This is a genomic window from Nocardioides daphniae (genome assembly GCF_004777465.1).
GTDB classification, from domain to species: Bacteria; Actinomycetota; Actinomycetes; order Propionibacteriales; family Nocardioidaceae; genus Nocardioides; species Nocardioides daphniae.
This window is the reverse complement of sequence record NZ_CP038462.1, coordinates 21,286-37,328: the sequence shown is the minus strand read 5'-3', so window position 1 is coordinate 37,328 and position 16,043 is coordinate 21,286. Positions and strand designations below refer to the sequence as shown.

The window sequence follows — 16,043 nt, the reverse complement described above, 5'->3', positions numbered from 1 at the left end:
TGGTCATTCGGTGAGCCTCTCGACCGGCACGCTGGCGCTCTGGGAGACGGTGACGTGCCACCCCGGAATCACGCTCAGGGACTTGCCCGTGACCGTGATCGTGGCGGTGGTCGTGGTCCGTGACCCCGAGACACTGGTCGACGTCATCACGTCGGAGCCGCCGGCGTGGTTGAGGAAGGTGTTCGCCGTTGCCAGACCGGACTCTCGGGTGCCGGTCTCGCTGCCCGCCTCGCGGGCGCCCTCCTGCGCGGCCGCGAGCGCTACCTGCTTCGCGTGGTAGTACAGCGCGCCCTGGAGGCCGAGGAACATCAGCAGGAAGAGCGCGGGGATCAAGAAGACCATCTGGATGGTCACTGACCCGCGCTCGTCCCGGCGACGGCGCTGAGAGGTGGCGGACATGACGAACTGGCTCCGGCCTACTTGATCTTGCCGGACTCGCTGGTCACGAAGGCCCTGATGGCGGCGACGACGATGCCGACGATGGCGATGGCCGCCACTGCCCAGAGCACCTCCTGAATCGTGACGGAGCCGCGCTCGTCGCGGTGCCTGGTGACGCGGTCCTCGAGAGAAGCGCGCACGGTGAGCACCGCGAGTTGGAGGGCGATGAAGAGCTTCAACATCGGGTTGTTCCTTCCTTGGTTGTTCGGTTGGCGGTCTTGGGCGACCCTGCCGTGGGTGGGGTCGGTGTTAGGGGCGTCAGGTGGCGAATCGGAGCATCGAGGGGTGACGAGGATCGCCATGAAGACGATGCCTAGCAGGCTGGCAGGGATGTACATGCGCTCGGAGGCCGCGTTGGCCTTGCCGAGCTCGGCGCTGAGCATCGCCGAGCGGAGGGCAGCGGCCCGGGCGCGGAGGTTGTTGTAGATCTGCGCTCCGTCCTGGCCGGACTGCTGCATGATGTCGGCGAGGTCGTCGAGCTCAGGGACGCCGAGCTCGTCCGCCAGGCCGTGCAGGGAGTCCCACGGTGCGCGCGTCATGTAGCGGGCGCGGCGCAGCTCGCTCTCGATCCGCTTGAACACCCAGGTGTCGCCGACCTCGGCGGCCGAGCGCAGCGCCTGCTGGCCGCTGGAGCCGTCGCGGACGCCGGTGGCGACCATGTCGATGTAGGCGCCGAGGGCGCGGTTGAACTCGATGCGCGCCTTCTTGGCCTCGTCGGTGGCGTTGTAGTTGGGCATGAACCAGAACAGGGCGGCCAGGGCCAGCGAGCCGAGCGTGGGGATCGCGAACGGCAGCGGGAGACCGATCATCGTGAAGAACCCGGCCAGCAGCGGCGGCATGATCAGGCCTAGCATCGCCCAGACGACCTTCTCGCCGTAGAACCGGGCCTCGCTGATCTGCAGGATGGCCAGGTCCTTGCGCGGCGTGTGCGCCCAGGCTCCCCCGGGCAGGTTCTTCATCGCCCACAGGCCGATCCGGTCGACGGCCGATCCGGCGTCGCCGCCGGCGTCGTCGAGGCCGGCGGAGCGGCGCGGCACGACGTGGTCGGGCGAGAGACGGTCCAGCGCGTCGACCAGGTCAGGGTCCGACGGAGCGAGACGCCACACGAGCAGGGCGAGGGCCAGCCCGAGGAGCGTGCCGCTGGCGAGCGCAACCTGCAGGCCGGTCATGCGAGCGCTCCTTCCTTCGTGCCCGATGCTGTGCGCTGGGCGGCGCGGTGCGCGGTGCGGGCGTCGAGGTCGAGGAATCGCGGGAGCGGCTTGGCGACGGCCATCCGGCGCATCCACAGCAGCGTCGCCACGTAGGCCGCCAGCAGAACCGCGAGCACGACCTGACCCAGCGGGGTGCCGTACGGCTCGATGTAGTCGCCGGTGAAGGCGAGGATGCCAAGCACACCGAGGGTGATCACGGTGACGGTGCGTGCGGTGGTGCGGGGCTTGGCCTGGTCGGCGGCGATCTGGCGACGTGCGCGCACGTCGGCCGCGACGGTCTCGGCGAGGGCGTCGAGGGCCTTCGACAGACCGGCCTGACCGCGGCCGCTGGCGGCGAGGATCAGCTGGCTGGCCACGACGTCGCCGGTGGAGTCGCTGAGATCCTCGGCGAAGGCGCGCAGCACGTCCTCGGTGGACGAGGTGTTGTTCCACAGCCGCGAGACCATCAGCCCGACCTCGCGCTCGATCGGCTCCGGCGTCGACTGCAGGGACTTGATGAGCGCCGAGCGCAGCGACTGGCCGGCGGTCAGCTTGCCCGACAGGGACCGGGTCCACTCCTCGAGCGCCTCGAGCTTCTCGATGCTCGCGGCTGCCGGCGGCGGCGTCAGCAGCAGCGGGATACCGATGATCGCGGCCGGGACGAGCACGATCGCGATCACCCAGCCGGTCACCAGCGCCACCAGGAGACCGGTCACGGCGCCGCCGATCATCAGCAGCCGAGTACGTCGGTCGAGCCGGCCGAACCTGCTGCCCAGCCGACCGAACGGGGTGACTGTCCGGGCGGCCCGGGCCGGCTTGGGCGGCGCCGGGATCAGCGCATAGACCATGCCGATCAGGCCGATGACGATGCAGGCGCCGAAGACGGCGGGCAGGAACGCCGACGATGTGGTGCTCATGACGTGGCCACCCCCGGGTTGGCCTGGGACTCGGCCGTGTACGCCTCGAGGTCGAACCCGTGGCGGACCAGCTCCTGGGCGAGGAAGTTGTCGAGCTTCCCGGTGGCCACTGCGTGGCCGAGCTTGTTGGGCGCGAAGATCGGGGTGGTCGCGTACCCACGGGCGGCGTCGATGCTGGGCTGGACGACCAGGACCTCCTCGACCCGCCGCTGCTTGCGGAAGGTGCCGTCGTCGTTGGGGACGACCTCCGAGCGCAGGTACATCACGATGTCGATCGCGGCGGCCAGCTTGCTGATCGCCAGCTCGCGGGTGACCTGCGGTCCCTTCTCCATCGCGCAGGAGACGAGCTTCTCGATGGTGTGCTCGGCGCTGCGGGCGTGGGTGGTGCTGATGGAGCCCGGGCCGGACTCCATGGCCTTGAGCATGTTCCAGACCTCCGGGCCGCGGACCTCGCCGACGATCTGGCGGGCGAGGTTGAACCGGAAGGAGTGGTGGATGGCCTCCTCGAGGCTGAACTCACCGGCCTGGCGGCCGTCGAGGCCGACCTCACCGGAGCCGGGCCGGTGCTCCCAGGCGTGGACGATCTTGTGCCGGTCGACCAGCTCGTGCAGGTGCAGCTCGAACTCGGTCTCGAAGGTGCCGATCATCTCCCACGGCGGGATGCACGAGCACAGGGCGCGGACCCAGGTGGTCTTGCCGGAGCCCTGGACACCGGAGACGACGATGCTCTTACCGGCTCGCACGCAGGCGGCGAGGAAGTCGGCCAGGACCGCGCCGCAGGCCTTGCGGTCGTAGACCATCTCGTCCATCGACACCTCGCGCATGCCGTGGCGCGGATCACGACCGAGGTGTGAGCCATCACCCAAGAGCCGGCCGCGAGCCGCGCTCCCCCGGGCAGCCGCAGGTCCAGGTGCGGACGGGCCTCGGTGAAGGGCCGGTTCTGCCGAGAGCCGAGGTCGGCGAGGAACTCGCGCAGCTCATCCTCGGAGTCGGCGATCGGGTCGTTCTCGACCAGGGTGCCGTCGACCAGCTCGAGCCACACCGAGACCACCGGGCCGCGGGCGATGACGATGATGTTCTCCACGTCCGTGCGCTCGACCAGCGGTTGCAGCCGGCCCAGGCCGAACAGCGCGGCCTTGAGGGCGGTCTTGAGTGCCTTCTCCTGGTCCTTGGTCCACGCCGGGCGGCCGGTGGAGACGAGCGTCTCGGCCTCGGACTTGATGAGCTCCTCGATCACGTCGAGGCCCATCTGCTCGCGGTCCTCCTCGGTGACGCGGCCGCCTTCCTTGTCGAGCCGGGCGGTCAGGCGCGAGGAGATCTCGGCGCGGTACTGCGCGATCAGCTCCCAGTCCAGTTCGACGTCGCCGGCCGCGGCCCGGAGGTCGTGGGGCTCCTCCGGTGCGGGCGCGACGAGAGGGCGCAGGCTGAACTCGGAGCGAGCCCGCCCCGGCAGCTGCTCCTCGCTGGTCCAGGCGGAGGCGAAGATCGGCAGCGAGGTCGGGTCGTGGTCCTCCGCGGGCGGCGTCGGCGGAGGCGGCTGGGTGCTGCGGCCGCGGGCGAACGGTGAGGTGCGGTCGCTGGTCGCGGCGTGACGTGCCTCGAGCCACTCATCGGCGCGCAGCGGGTCGCGGCCGTTGGTCCTGGGCTGGTGTCCGTTGGTGCCGTTGATGCTCATGCTCGGCCTCCGTTCGTGGGGGCGAGGGCGGCCTGGTTGGCGGCGAGGATGGACTGGATGGCCGCGGCGCTGGCCCGGTAGCCGCGCAGCAGGCCGGAGGACTCGAACTTGCGGGGCTTGCGGGCGCCGTGGGAGTAGACCTCCGCGGCTTCGGGCTCCCAGTCGACCGAGGAGACCACGGGGATCTGCAGGGCCTTGGCGATGTGGCGTGCGGTGTAGGGCCGGACTCGGGCTCCGGTGGGCACCGTGGGCCAGCGGCGGTCCTCGTCGACGAGGAGGACTCCGAGGCGGGAGAGGCCACCGACCGCGGCGAACTGGGCCCGCAGGGTCTTGGCCCAGCTGGTCGCGCCGGCGAGTGCCGGCAGACAGTTGCGGGTGACGAGCAGGGTGAGGTCGGCGGCGGCGATGAGCGGCTGGGGCCATCCGGCGAGGCCGAGCCGGCCGGCGTCGACGATGACGTCTTGGCCGTTGCGCTCCAGCGCCCGCAGCTGCTCGATGAGCGGATCCCACAGGGGCAGCAGGCTGGGGGCCTGCTCGTGGGCCCGGATGCCGGGCAGGAACCACGCCGACCGCTCGGCCGGCGCCTCAGGGTCCAGCAGCAGCGTCTCGCGCGGCAGGGTGTCGGCCAGCGTCCCCTCGCGCAGGGACAGGGCGAGGTTGATCAGCCCGCCGGTTGGCTCCTGGGTTCCGTGGAAGTAGCCGGCGAACACCGCGGACGATCCGGTCGGGTCGGCGTCGATCAGGAGGACGGGGCTGTGCCAGTTGAGGGTAAGCCCGAGCGCGGTGGTGGAGACGCCGGGCGAGCCGCTCGCGGAGGCCAGGACGATCAGCGCCATGGCTCAGCGCTCCCGGGCGTCCAGGACGAGCGCGACGCGTCCGGTGGCGGCGCGGGCGGCCAGGTCGGCGGCCTCGCGCTCGGGCACCGAGACGTCGACGACGGTCTCCCCCGTCTCCTCGACGCGGCTAACACCGACCACGGTGGCCTCGATCGTCACCGGCTCCTTGTCGGTCACCTCGCCTTGGTCGCCGGGCGTGGTGACGATCCTGACGATGTCGCCGCTGTAGAGGGGCTCCGAGGGCATCTGGGCGGGAGTGAGGCTGATGCCCACCAGGGACTCCCCCTGCCCCGGCACCAGGCTGTCGGTGACGGCCTGCTCGGTGAGCAGGGTGCCGGCCCACAGGTCGACCGCCGCGCGGCTGCCCTCCAGCTGGGCCTTCTGGCTGCCGGGGACCGGGGTCAGCGCGGGGTCGACGCTGACTCGGACGACGGCGAGGTCACCGGCGTCGATGGTCTCGCCGCGCTTGATGTCGTTGGCGACGACGAGGACCTCGTGGGTGTCGTTGACCGAGGTGAAGGCGAATGCAGTGCCCAGCGCTCCGGCAGCGACCAATGCTGCACAGACTGCGAACACCCAACGCCTGCGGCGTCGTCGGAGCCGTGGGAAGTGGTTAACGGGCGGCGTCCCTGAGCTGTTCGCGGGCGCCTCGGCCGAGTGCTGTTGAGTGATGTTCATCGACATGGGTTCCCGAGTCCTCTCCTGTCTCGATCACCTACGTGTCAAGACGGGCCCGGAACGGTCAACAGCAACCCAACTCGACATAAACACACTAGTGCATTTCTATCGACTTGACTGCTGTCCACAGGTGACCAGTTCCGAGATGTCATCGCCCGAGTCCTGACCGGAAGCGGTTGCGCGGTCAGTCCCCCCGATGGGACTGACCTGCTCTTCGCGCACCGAACGTCCGGATCCATGGGACCACAAATCATCCGGCTCTCCCGGAAGGACTTTTCCTTGTGGATATCCGTCAAAACCTGGGGCGTGTGCCCTACCGCGTCGGAACTCCGGCCTGCGGCTACTTCTCCGTTCCCCGCGCGCGCTGACGTTGAGCCTCATGAAAGGCGGCGTCAACGACATCAAGGGGCTGCCCCAGCGCGAGGGCGAGTTTGTCGAGCTGCTTGGACGCAGGGAGCCGAGCCCAGCGACCCTGTTCCCACGCGTAGTAGGTAGGCACAGCCACGTTTACGGCCGCGGCCAGCCTCGGCACCGTTAGCCCAGCCTGAAGACGAAGTGCCCTGAGGTCGGGCATCTCGCCGTCAATGTGAATGAGACGAAGGGTCGGGATATCGAGGGCCCTTGCGAGTCTGACGAGGAAGTCCGGCCGGGGAACGGACGTGCCGAGCTCCCAGCGCGATACTCGCTCCCCGCCAGCAGCACCAACGAGACGTGCCAACTCGTGCTGAGTCAGGCCCGCCTTCTCGCGAGCAGCGCGCAGTTCTGAGGGGTCAAGGGCGGAGACCATCAGCGGCGAACTCTACCGCCCACTGTCGTAGCGCGTGTCTGCTCGTCGGAAGCGCCTCAGACGACCAACGCACGATGGGGAGCTGCGATGCGACCGACGTACCCGGCGGTGTCGTTCTTCAAGCAAGTTTGGCCGGATTTGATCGCCCCGAGGAGCTGCACGGACTTAGGAGACCGTCCGGACATTGAGAGGAGCGTTCCTCGTGCAGCCCATCGAAATCCCTGCCGACTGGAATGGCAGCGCGCTGCTGACCATCGACGAGTTCTGCAGTCTTGCTCGACTGCCGCAGGCGACGGTGCATGCCTGGCAATCACGAGGGTCTGGCCCGCGATTCTGGAGGTTCAACGGCAATGGGCGGCTCTATACGACGGTCGACGAGGTGCGGCGATGGACCGCTCCGTCGACCGTCGTCATGGACGTTCGAGAAACCGGAGGACGGCTGTGAGCGAGGCATCGAGCTGGCGTCCGCTGTTCACCATCGAGGAGGCGGCTACCTATCTCAACGTTCCGACGAGGTGGGTCGCGGATGCTGTTCGGGAGCGGAGGGTGCGATGCACACGAATCGGCAAACATGTCCGTTTTCGCCCAGAGCACCTCGACGAACTGATCGAGGCGGGAGAGCAGCCAGTCTCCGCCTCACCCCACGCGCTGACTGTCGTCCGGCCGCCGGGATCCAACCGTCGCCGCTCAAAGCTCTGATCCGTGTGCGGTCCCGCGGCGGCGCCAGCCTGTGCAAGCTCGGGTCCGGTGAACCACAGCGGGTCGGCCTCAAGTCCCGACGCTCTTCTCGGCCAAAGGCGACAAGCCCTGGCCCGAAGCCGCCTTGGCGCGCTTCTTGGACTTCTTTCCCTTCGCCTTCGTTCCCGTGGACGACCCAGAGCTGGGGCGGATTGTCCCTCCGGTCAGCGCAGTGTCGATGATGCCGGAGATGAGTTCGTCACCGGCGGGAAGCAGATGGCCGTAAGTGTCGATCGTCGTCGTGATCGACTCATGCCCCAACCGTGCCTGGATGTGGGGCAATGGTGCACCGCCAGCGATCAACCACGCGACGTGGGTGTGCCGCAGGTCGTGAAACCTGAATCGACTGATGCCCTCGGCTTCGAGGGCCGTCATCAGCTTTCGCCACACGTGCGTGCTGAAGTCCCCGTTGTGCAGCGGGTATCCAGCGTTCGACACGAAGACGAAGTCGTCAGCTGCCTTGCCTCTGATCCGCTTGCGCAAGACGGCGACGAGCGCAGGCGAGATGGTGATCGTCCGGCGCGACTTCGTGGTCTTTGGTACGCCGAGGTGGTGATCGCGCATCGTGTGCTTGGCCTTCAACAGCTTGGCGAGCCACCCGGGCACGTCAGTTGCGTCGTCCTCTCCATTGCGCTTCCACGCCTTGTTGATTCGGATCGTGCGACGCTCGAGGTCCACGTCGGAGACCCAGAGAGCTCCGAGTTCGCCGAACCGCATGCCGGTGCCCACGGCGACGGTCAGTAGGTCGGCGTATGGTCCGGCCAGATCGACAGCACGTTGCAGTTCTCGTTCGGTGAGGAAGCGCAGCTCAGGTCTTGACTGCTTCACCCTGGACATCCGTGGTGCCGTCCCGACGGCAGGGTTCGCAGGCAGCCAACCGCGCTTGACGGCGTATCCGAAGACTCCGTAGATCAGGCCGTGATAGTTCGCCTTCGTCTTGAGTGACCGGTCCCAGTCGATCAACCAATCCTTGAGGTCTGCCTCGGTGATTGCGGTCACCGGCTTTGTGAAGATCAGTGATCCTCGGATCCTGGTCTCTTCCAGCACGCGGAGGTGGCCCAGGTAGCGCTTGCGCTGGCCGGGCGAGAGGTCGACGATCTGGCGGACGTATTCCTCGCCGATGTCAACGAACCGCGGGGGCTCGGTTAGGGGGTCCGCCTCGCTGGCCGGTCGGACGAATCCCTCGCCCTTTACCCAGCCGGCCGGCCACCGCTGGCCAGCAGCGTCCACCATCTTCTTGAAGCCGTCGGCCCGTGCGAGGTTCTGTGCGTCGGTCCCGGCACTGAAGACCTCGAGCTGTATCGCACCGTCTCGGTGCCTCCCAGACGCCACTTCACGCGCGCCGAGATCCCGCCGTCTGTACGGTGTCGCTTCTCTATGTATGCCATGTCCAAACCTCTCCGAGTAGAGGCTGGTGCACCCTTCGTGCGCCCTTGGGCGATCAGGCTAACTCCGGAAATGAGTAAAGCCCCAGGTCATCCCCGGGGCTCCTCACGTGCGCGAGGGGGGAGTTGAACCCCCACGTCCTTTCGGACACACGGACCTGAACCGTGCGCGTCTGCCTATTCCGCCACTCGCGCGTGAAGCGAGATGAAACATATCCCACGGCGTCGCCACAGCCCAAACCGGGAACGACGCACGCCAACGGCAGGACCGCCACGAGCCGTGCACAACGGCGTACGCCCACACTCCCCGCACGCAGGTTTCACACGGTCGGCGCCGTGGGAACGGAGGTTCGTCACCCCACCCCGATAGCATCGCCACAGGTCGTGCAGCCCTTGTCCGACCGCCACACAGAGGAGAAGGAGGTCGCGTGGGCGCCCTGCAACGATTCGAGCAGCGCCTGGAGAACCTCATCTCCGGCGCCTTCGCCCGCGCCTTTCGCAGCGCCGTGCAGCCGGTCGAGATCTCGGCCGCGCTCCAGCGCGAGGTCGACAACAACTCGCAGATCCTGAGCCGCGACCGACGCCTGGTGCCCAACGAGTTCCACGTCGAGCTGGCCGACGGCGACCTGGAGCGCCTCGCTCCCTACGACAACGCGATGGCGCGCGACCTGGCCGAGCAGCTCGAGGAGCACGCCGAGGCCCAGGGCTACGTCTTCCCCGGTCCGATCGAGATCTCCTTCGAGCAGGCCTCCGACCTCCCCACCGGGCAGATGCGCGTCCGAAGCTCCGCCCGCGCCAGCGTCACCGGTGGCGAGGAGCACCGCCTGCGTGCCCGCAAGCCGCGCGCCGTGCTCGAGATCAACGGCACCCAGCACCCGCTCCTGCCGCCCGGCGTCGTCGTCGGCCGCGGCACCGAGTCCGACGTACGCATCAACGACCCGGGCGTCAGCCGCCGCCACGTCGAGTTCGACTGCACCGAGCGCGGCGACGGTCCCTACGTCACCGTGACCGACCTGGGCTCCACCAACGGCATGCTGGTCGACGGGCAGCGCGTCGACCGCGCCCGCCTGGGCAACGGCTCCACCGTGCGCATCGGCAGCACCGACATCCGCGTCCTCTTCACCGACGAGCACTCGGGGCCCGGCGCGGGGAGGAGCTGACGTGTCCGAGCTGACCCTCTTCCTGATCCGCTTCGCCTACCTGGCGGTGCTGTGGATCTTCGTGCTCGCCGCGATCTCAGTGGTGCGCTCCGACATGTTCGGTGCCCGCGTGCCCGAGCCGCGCGCCGCCCGTGGCGGCCCGCGTGCGAAGGCCAAGCCCGCCAAGGCGCCGCGCCGCCGGGGCTCACCCACCCACGTCCTGGTCGTCGAGGGCGCCAACAACGGTGAGCGCGCCGAGCTCAACGGCGAGCCGGTCCTGATCGGTCGCGGCTCCGACGCCGCCATCCGCCTCGACGACGACTACGTCTCCACCCGCCACGCGCGCATCGCCCTCTCCGGCGACCAGTGGTACGTCGAGGACCTCGGCTCCACCAACGGCACGTACGTCGGCTCCACCCGCCTGACCGAGCCGCTCGCGGTCAGCGTCGGCACCCAGGTCAGGATCGGCAAGACGCTCCTCGAGCTCCGGAAGTAAGGGCACACCCGTGACCGAGCTCGACACCGACACCGCTCTCAGGCCCGTCGTCCGCCCCGACGCGGACGGCCCCGAGGGTGGCGCTCCGATGCTCCGGTTGCAGTGGTCGGCCCTCTCCGACGTCGGCCGGGTCCGCAAGGACAACCAGGACTCCGGCTACGCCGGCCCGTGGCTGCTGCTCGTCTGCGACGGCGTCGGCGGCGCCGCCCGCGGCGACATCGCCTCCTCCACCGCCGTCCAGGTGCTCCGCCGCCTCGACGAGCCCTCCTCCGACGACCTCCTCGAGCGGCTCGCCGGCGCCCTGCACCGCGCCCACGACCGGATCGCCGAGCTCGCCGAGGACGACCAGAGCCTCGACGGCACCAGCACCACCGCCACCGTCGGCCTCTTCGACGGCCGTCAGCTCGGCCTCGGCCACGTCGGCGACTCGCGGGCCTACCTGCTGCGGGACGGCGAGCTGCGCCAGCTCACCCACGACCACACCTTCGTCCAGGGCCTCGTCGACGAGGGCCGGATCACCGACGCCGAGGCGCGGGTCCACCCGCACCGCAACCTGATCCTCAAGGCGCTCGACGGCGTGCGCGACCCCGCGCCCGACCTCTTCACCCTGGCCCTCAACCCCGGCGACCGGCTGCTCTTCTGCTCCGACGGCGCCAGCGGCGTCCTCGACGACGAGCGCCTCGGCGCCATCCTCGGCCAGGGCACCCCCGACTTCGCGACCGTCGAGCTCGTCCGCGCCAGCCTCGAGGCCGGCAGCACCGACAACGTGACCTGCGTCGTCGCCGACGTCGTACGCGCCACCGACGCCCCGGCCCAGGCCGACCCGCTGCTCGTGGGAGCGGCGGCCGACCTGCCGCGTACGGCCGGAGCCCCGCTCGGCGAGGCGACGGTCAAGGCACGCACCTCGCGCACGGCCACCTCCCTGCCCGAGGGCGCCGACGGCGCGATCGCCACCGACCCGCTCGACCCCGAGGCCGCCCGCTACGCCCCGCGCCCGCCGCGCCGCTTCACCTGGTTGCGCACCCTGCTGATCGTGCTCACGCTCTCGGGCGTCGCCTGGGTGGTCGGCGTCGCCGCCTGGTCGTGGTCGCAGCAGCAGTTCTTCGTGGGTGAGCACGACGGCGTCGTGACGATCTTCCGCGGCGTCGACACCACGCTGCCCGGCGGCTTCGAGCTCTTCCACCCCTACGAGACCACCGACGTCGTCGTCGACGGGCTCTCCGACTACGACGCCGACCTGGTCCGCGAGGGCATCGACGCCGCCGACCTCGACGCCGCCCGCACCACCGTCGACAACCTCGCTGCCCAGCAGTTCGGGGAGTGACGGGAAGAGACATGGCACAGCTGACCCACTCCGCCACCACGTCCGGCTCGCTGATGGGCTTCGTCCACCGCAGCCGCCGCGGGGCCGAGCTCTTCCTGCTGATCCTCGCCCTGGCCGTCGGCCTCGGCGCGTACGCCGCGGTCGGCGTTGGCGTCAACGGCGAGGTCCCGGTCAACATCGTCGGATACGGCGGCTGGCTGACCGCGCTGCTGCTCGCCGCGCACATTGCGCTCCGCTTCCTGGCGCCGTACGCCGACCCCGTGCTGCTGCCGGTGGTGGCCGCGCTCAACGGGCTGGGGCTCGCGGTCATCTACCGGATCGACCTCGCCCGCGGCAAGGAGATCGGCGGCCTGGCCCAGCAGCAGCTGATCTGGATGACGCTCGGCGTCGCCCTCTTCGTGGGCACGCTCTGGCTGGTGCGCGACCACCGCCTCCTGCAGCGCTTCACCTACACCTCGGCGCTGGCCGCGGTGGTGCTGCTGCTCCTGCCCATGGTCCCCGGCCTGGGCTTCAGCAACTACGGCGCGAAGATCTGGATCAAGGTCGCCGGCATGACCTTCCAGCCCGGTGAGGTCGCCAAGGTCCTCCTGGTCGTCGCCTTCGCCGGCTACCTGGTGCGCCACCGCGACGCGCTCGCCCTCGCCGGTCGCCGGATCCTCTTCATCGACCTGCCGCGTGGCCGCGACCTCGGCCCGATCCTGCTGATGTGGCTGATCAGCCTCGGCATCCTCGCCGTGCAGCGCGACCTGGGCTCGGCCCTCCTCTTCTTCGGCCTCTTCCTGGTGCTGCTCTACGTCGCCACCGAGCGCCCGGGCTGGCTGATCATCGGCAGCCTGCTCTTCGCCGTCGGCGCGACGCTCGCGTACTTCTTCTTCGGGCACGTGCGCAACCGCGTAAGGATCTGGCAGGACCCGATGGCCTACATCGACGCCACCCCGGGGTCCGGCCAGCTCGTCGAGGGCCTCTTCGGCATGGGCTGGGGCGGCCTGATCGGGCGCGGCTTCGGCGACGGCATGCCGTGGCGCATCCCGGTCGTGGAGTCCGACTTCATCCTCGCCGCGATCGGTGAGGAGCTCGGCCTGACCGCGGTCATGGCCGTCATCCTCTGCTACGGCCTGATCGTGGAGCGCTCGCTGCGCACGGCCCTGATCTGCCGTGACGGCTTCGGCAAGCTGCTCGCCGTCGGCCTGGGCTCGGTCATCGCCCTGCAGACCTTCGTGGTGGTCGGTGGCGTCACCGCCCTGATCCCGCTGACCGGTCTGACCACGCCGTTCGTCTCCTACGGAGGCTCGTCGCTGATCGCCAACTGGGTGATCGTCGCCCTGGTGGCCCGGGTCTCCGACCACGCCCGCAAGCCACCGCCGGAGCTGACCCCCGACACCGACGAGGACCAGAACGAGACCACCCAGGTGGTGAGACTGCGATGAACAAGCCGATCCGGATGATCTCCATCTTCTGCCTGGGTCTCTTCCTGCTGCTCCTGGTCAACGTCACCTGGCTCCAGGTCTTCAAGGCCGACTCCCTCGCGGAGAACGGCAACAACCACCGCGTCATCGCCGACAACTTCTCCCGCGAGCGCGGCGCGATCCTCGTCGGCCGCCAGCCGGTGGCGCAGTCGGTGCCCACCGACGACCAGTACGAGTTCCAGCGCGAGTACCCGCGCCCCAAGCTGTACGCCCACCTCACCGGCCGCTTCAACTGGTTCGGCACGACGGCCCTGGAGCGCACCCAGAACGACCTGCTCTCCGGCCAGGACTCGCGCCTCTTCGTCAACCGCGTCATCGACATGCTCAGCAACCGCGCCCCCAAGGGCGGCAACGTGCAGCTGACGATCAACCAGGCGGCCCAGCAGGCGGCGTACGACGGCCTCGCGGCGCTGCCGGGCAACGTCGAAGGGGCCGTGGTCGCGATCGAGCCGGCGACCGGCAAGATCCTCGCCTCGGTCTCGCTGCCGACGTACGACCCCAACAAGCTGGCCTCGCACCGCTTCGGCGAGATCATCAAGGAGCAGGAGCGCCTCGAGGCCGACGACGCCGAGCCGCTGATCAACCGTGCGACCGGCATGCGCCTGCCGCCCGGCTCGACCTTCAAGCTGGTCACCGCGCGCGCGCGGCGATCGAGTCGGAGAAGTACAACGCCGACTCGATGGTGCCCGGCGGCGACTCCTACCAGCTGCCGCTGACGCGTGGCGAGTCCGGCCGGATCGACAACGAGGGCCGCTCGTGCGGCGACAAGAAGGTCAGCTTCCGCCAGGCCATGCAGAACTCCTGCAACACCACCTTCGCGGCGCTCGCCGTCGAGGTGGGAGCCGACGAGATGCAGGAGCGCGCCGAGCGCTTCGGCTTCAACCAGGAGTACCTCTCCGACGTGCCACAGGCCGTCTCGGTCTTCCCCAAGGAGATGGACGCCGCGCAGACCGGCCAGAGCGGCCTCGGCCAGTTCGAGGTGGCCGCCACGCCGCTGCAGATGGCGATGGTCGCCGGCGGCATCGCCCACGGCGGCAAGGTGATGAAGCCCTACCTCGTCGACGAGCTGCGTACGCCCCAGCTCCAGGTCCTCGACACCACCGACCCCGAGCAGCTCAGCCGCGCGGTCTCCGCACGCACCGCCCGTGAGCTCACCGACCTGCTGGTCGCCACCGTCGACAACGGCACCGCCAGCCCGGCCGCCATCCCCGGCGTCAAGGTGGCCGGCAAGACCGGCACCGCCCAGTCCGGCATCGACGACGTCCCGCCCTACGCGTGGTTCGTCTCCTTCGCCCCCGCCAACGACCCCGAGGTCGCTGTGGCCGTCATGATCCAGAGCGCAGACATCCCCCGCGGCGAGGTCGCCGGTGGTCGCCTCGGCGGCCCGATCGCGAAGGCAGTGATGGAGGCGGTGATCTCCCGATGAGCACGCTCAGCAGCGTCGGCCCCGGCGGGCGCTACGTCCTCGACTCCCGGATCGCCACCGGCGGCATGGGTGAGGTCTGGCGCGCCACCGACTCCTCCCTCGGTCGCGAGGTCGCGGTCAAGCTGCTCAAGGCCGAGTACGCCGACGACGCGATGTTCCGGCACCGCTTCGAGTCCGAGGCGCAGCACGCCGCGGCCCTGTCGCACCCCGGCATCGCCGCGGTCTTCGACGTGGGCGAGGCCAACAACCCCGACGGCGGACCGCCGCGCCCCTTCCTGGTGATGGAGCTGGTCGACGGGCAGCCGCTGTCGAACCTGATCCGGCCCAGCTCCCCGATGGCCCCCGAGGCCGTGCGTGACCTGCTCGCCCAGGTCGGCGACGCCCTCGGTGCCGCGCACCGCGCCGGCATCGTGCACCGCGACGTGAAGCCGGCCAACCTGCTGGTCACGCCGCAGCGCCAGGTCAAGGTCACCGACTTCGGGATCGCCCGGGCGGCCGAGGCGGTGGCGCTGACCCAGACCGGTCAGGTGATGGGCACCCCGCAGTACCTCTCCCCCGAGCAGGCGGAAGGTGGGCGCGCGACCGCGGCCTCCGACGTCTACTCGCTCGGCGTGGTGGCCTTCGAGTGCCTGGCCGGCCGGCGCCCCTTCGAGGCCGACTCCCCGGTCGCGACCGCGCTGGCCCACTTGCGGGCGCCCGTGCCCGAGCTGCCGGCGAGCGTGCCCGCCGACCTGGCCGCGGTCGTACGCCGGGCCCTGTCGAAGAGGCCCGAGGACCGGTTCGCCGACGGCTCCGAGTTCGCGGCCGCCCTGCGCGACCCGGCGACGTACGCCGTCGCCCTCCCGCCCCAGACCGCCGCGCAGGCCGCCGTGCCCGGGCCGTGGCCCACCGAGGCGACCACCGTCATGCCTGCGACGCAGGCCGTGCCGGCCACCGCGCTGACCCCCACCCCCACCGGGGCGATGCCGACGGCCGGCAACCCGCCGCCGCGGCGTGACGGCAAGAAGTCGGGCGGCGGTGCGATCGCCGCGATCGTGGTGCTGCTGCTCGTGGCCCTGCTGGTCGGCGGCTTCCTGTGGTGGCAGGCCAGCGACGACACCGAGCCGCCGGCGACGCCCGAGACGCCGACGCAGAGCCCGACCGTCGACCGGACCGACGAGCCGGAGCGGGTCGAGATCGACCCGGACGACTACATCGGGCGCGAGGTCGAGTCCGTGATCGCGGCCCTCCAGTCCCAGGGTCTGCGGGTCACCCGCGACGAGCGCGACAACCCCGGTGACGAGCGCGCCGGCGAGGTCATCGACGTGAACCCCTCCGGCACGCTGGAGCGCGGTGACCGGGTGACCGTCTCCTACTGGGGCGCCGCTCCCGAGCCGGAGCCGACCCCGACGCCCACCCCCACACCGACGCCGACACCGACGCCCACCCCCACACCGACGCCGACACCGACGCCGACCCCCACACCGACTCCGACCCCCACCCCGACGGAGGGCGACACGCCCCCCGCGGACGAGGGCCTGACTCCGGCCCCCCAGTCCTGAAAGGCCT

Annotated in this window: 18 protein-coding genes and 1 tRNA gene; 9 read left to right on the top strand and 10 right to left on the bottom strand. The window is 70.1% G+C overall.

Annotated features, from left to right (window positions below):
- Window positions 1-3: 3 nt before the first annotated feature.
- The 8 genes from E2C04_RS00190 to E2C04_RS21725 all read right to left on the bottom strand — a co-directional run bounded on the left by E2C04_RS00190 (window position 4) and on the right by E2C04_RS21725 (window position 6,521).
- The gene (locus E2C04_RS00190; RefSeq protein ID WP_238694368.1) at window positions 4-354 is read right to left on the bottom strand and encodes a TadE family protein; all 351 of its coding nucleotides are present in this window, start codon (window positions 352-354) and stop codon (window positions 4-6) included.
- Between the two features lie 62 nt (window positions 355-416).
- Window positions 417-1,607 carry a type II secretion system F family protein gene (locus E2C04_RS00185; protein ID WP_135831052.1) on the bottom strand — a complete coding sequence of 397 codons (1,191 nt, stop codon included), beginning with the start codon at window positions 1,605-1,607 and terminating at the stop codon, window positions 417-419.
- Window positions 1,604-2,545: a type II secretion system F family protein gene (locus E2C04_RS00180; RefSeq protein ID WP_135831051.1), complete on the bottom strand. Its 942-nt coding sequence runs from the start codon at window positions 2,543-2,545 to the stop codon at window positions 1,604-1,606. The genes E2C04_RS00185 and E2C04_RS00180 overlap by 4 nt, the downstream gene beginning before the upstream one ends.
- On the bottom strand, window positions 2,542-3,288 hold the full coding sequence (locus E2C04_RS00175; protein ID WP_238694367.1) for a CpaF/VirB11 family protein: 747 nt from the start codon (window positions 3,286-3,288) through the stop codon (window positions 2,542-2,544). Before E2C04_RS00175 ends, E2C04_RS00180 begins: the two co-directional genes overlap by 4 nt.
- A complete protein-coding gene (locus tag E2C04_RS18930) occupies window positions 3,189-4,220 on the bottom strand; it encodes a hypothetical protein (protein WP_238694366.1) in 1,032 nt (343 codons plus the stop codon). The genes E2C04_RS00175 and E2C04_RS18930 overlap by 100 nt, the downstream gene beginning before the upstream one ends.
- The gene (locus tag E2C04_RS00170) at window positions 4,217-5,056 is read right to left on the bottom strand and encodes a MinD/ParA family ATP-binding protein (protein WP_135831049.1); all 840 of its coding nucleotides are present in this window, start codon (window positions 5,054-5,056) and stop codon (window positions 4,217-4,219) included. Before E2C04_RS00170 ends, E2C04_RS18930 begins: the two co-directional genes overlap by 4 nt.
- Window positions 5,057-5,059: 3 nt before the next feature.
- Window positions 5,060-5,611: an SAF domain-containing protein gene (locus E2C04_RS00165; RefSeq protein WP_158630527.1), complete on the bottom strand. Its 552-nt coding sequence runs from the start codon at window positions 5,609-5,611 to the stop codon at window positions 5,060-5,062.
- Window positions 5,612-6,074: 463 nt separating this feature from the next.
- Entirely contained in the window at window positions 6,075-6,521 is a 447-nt protein-coding gene (locus E2C04_RS21725; RefSeq protein ID WP_135831048.1) for a helix-turn-helix domain-containing protein, read from the bottom strand.
- 202 nt (window positions 6,522-6,723) lie between these two features.
- Between E2C04_RS21725 and E2C04_RS17495 the strand changes: the two genes are divergently transcribed.
- Entirely contained in the window at window positions 6,724-6,966 is a 243-nt protein-coding gene (locus E2C04_RS17495; RefSeq protein ID WP_158630526.1) for a hypothetical protein, read from the top strand.
- Window positions 6,909-7,220: a helix-turn-helix domain-containing protein gene (locus E2C04_RS21720; protein ID WP_371870074.1), complete on the top strand. Its 312-nt coding sequence runs from the start codon at window positions 6,909-6,911 to the stop codon at window positions 7,218-7,220. The genes E2C04_RS17495 and E2C04_RS21720 overlap by 58 nt, the downstream gene beginning before the upstream one ends.
- A gap of 69 nt (window positions 7,221-7,289) precedes the next feature.
- Here the strand turns inward: E2C04_RS21720 and E2C04_RS00150 are convergent, their stop codons facing one another.
- Together E2C04_RS00150 and E2C04_RS00145 are read right to left on the bottom strand one after the other, a co-directional pair.
- Window positions 7,290-8,492 carry a tyrosine-type recombinase/integrase gene (locus E2C04_RS00150; RefSeq protein WP_135831046.1) on the bottom strand — a complete coding sequence of 401 codons (1,203 nt, stop codon included), beginning with the start codon at window positions 8,490-8,492 and terminating at the stop codon, window positions 7,290-7,292.
- 263 nt (window positions 8,493-8,755) lie between these two features.
- A tRNA-Leu gene (locus tag E2C04_RS00145) sits at window positions 8,756-8,839 on the bottom strand.
- A 233-nt stretch (window positions 8,840-9,072) separates the two neighbouring features.
- On the opposite strand from E2C04_RS00145, the gene E2C04_RS00140 reads away from it, so the two are divergent.
- Genes E2C04_RS00140 through E2C04_RS00115 form a run of 7 tightly spaced genes read left to right on the top strand, consistent with a single transcriptional unit; the run spans window position 9,073 to window position 16,036 of the window.
- Window positions 9,073-9,804: an FhaA domain-containing protein gene (locus E2C04_RS00140; RefSeq protein WP_135831045.1), complete on the top strand. Its 732-nt coding sequence runs from the start codon at window positions 9,073-9,075 to the stop codon at window positions 9,802-9,804.
- A gap of 1 nt (window position 9,805) precedes the next feature.
- A complete protein-coding gene (locus E2C04_RS00135; RefSeq protein WP_135831044.1) occupies window positions 9,806-10,279 on the top strand; it encodes an FHA domain-containing protein FhaB/FipA in 474 nt (157 codons plus the stop codon).
- Between the two features lie 10 nt (window positions 10,280-10,289).
- Complete coding sequence (locus tag E2C04_RS00130) at window positions 10,290-11,603, top strand: PP2C family protein-serine/threonine phosphatase (protein WP_229721391.1); 1,314 nt, start codon at window positions 10,290-10,292, stop codon at window positions 11,601-11,603.
- Between the two features lie 11 nt (window positions 11,604-11,614).
- Window positions 11,615-13,030: an FtsW/RodA/SpoVE family cell cycle protein gene (locus tag E2C04_RS00125; RefSeq protein ID WP_135831043.1), complete on the top strand. Its 1,416-nt coding sequence runs from the start codon at window positions 11,615-11,617 to the stop codon at window positions 13,028-13,030.
- Window positions 13,027-13,785 carry a penicillin-binding transpeptidase domain-containing protein gene (locus tag E2C04_RS20450; RefSeq protein ID WP_275106529.1) on the top strand — a complete coding sequence of 253 codons (759 nt, stop codon included), beginning with the start codon at window positions 13,027-13,029 and terminating at the stop codon, window positions 13,783-13,785. The genes E2C04_RS00125 and E2C04_RS20450 overlap by 4 nt, the downstream gene beginning before the upstream one ends.
- Window positions 13,749-14,495, top strand: coding sequence for a penicillin-binding transpeptidase domain-containing protein (locus tag E2C04_RS00120; protein ID WP_275106528.1), 747 nt, complete (start codon window positions 13,749-13,751; stop codon window positions 14,493-14,495). The genes E2C04_RS20450 and E2C04_RS00120 overlap by 37 nt, the downstream gene beginning before the upstream one ends.
- Window positions 14,492-16,036 carry a protein kinase domain-containing protein gene (locus E2C04_RS00115; protein ID WP_135831042.1) on the top strand — a complete coding sequence of 515 codons (1,545 nt, stop codon included), beginning with the start codon at window positions 14,492-14,494 and terminating at the stop codon, window positions 16,034-16,036. Before E2C04_RS00120 ends, E2C04_RS00115 begins: the two co-directional genes overlap by 4 nt.
- Window positions 16,037-16,043: the final 7 nt, after the last annotated feature.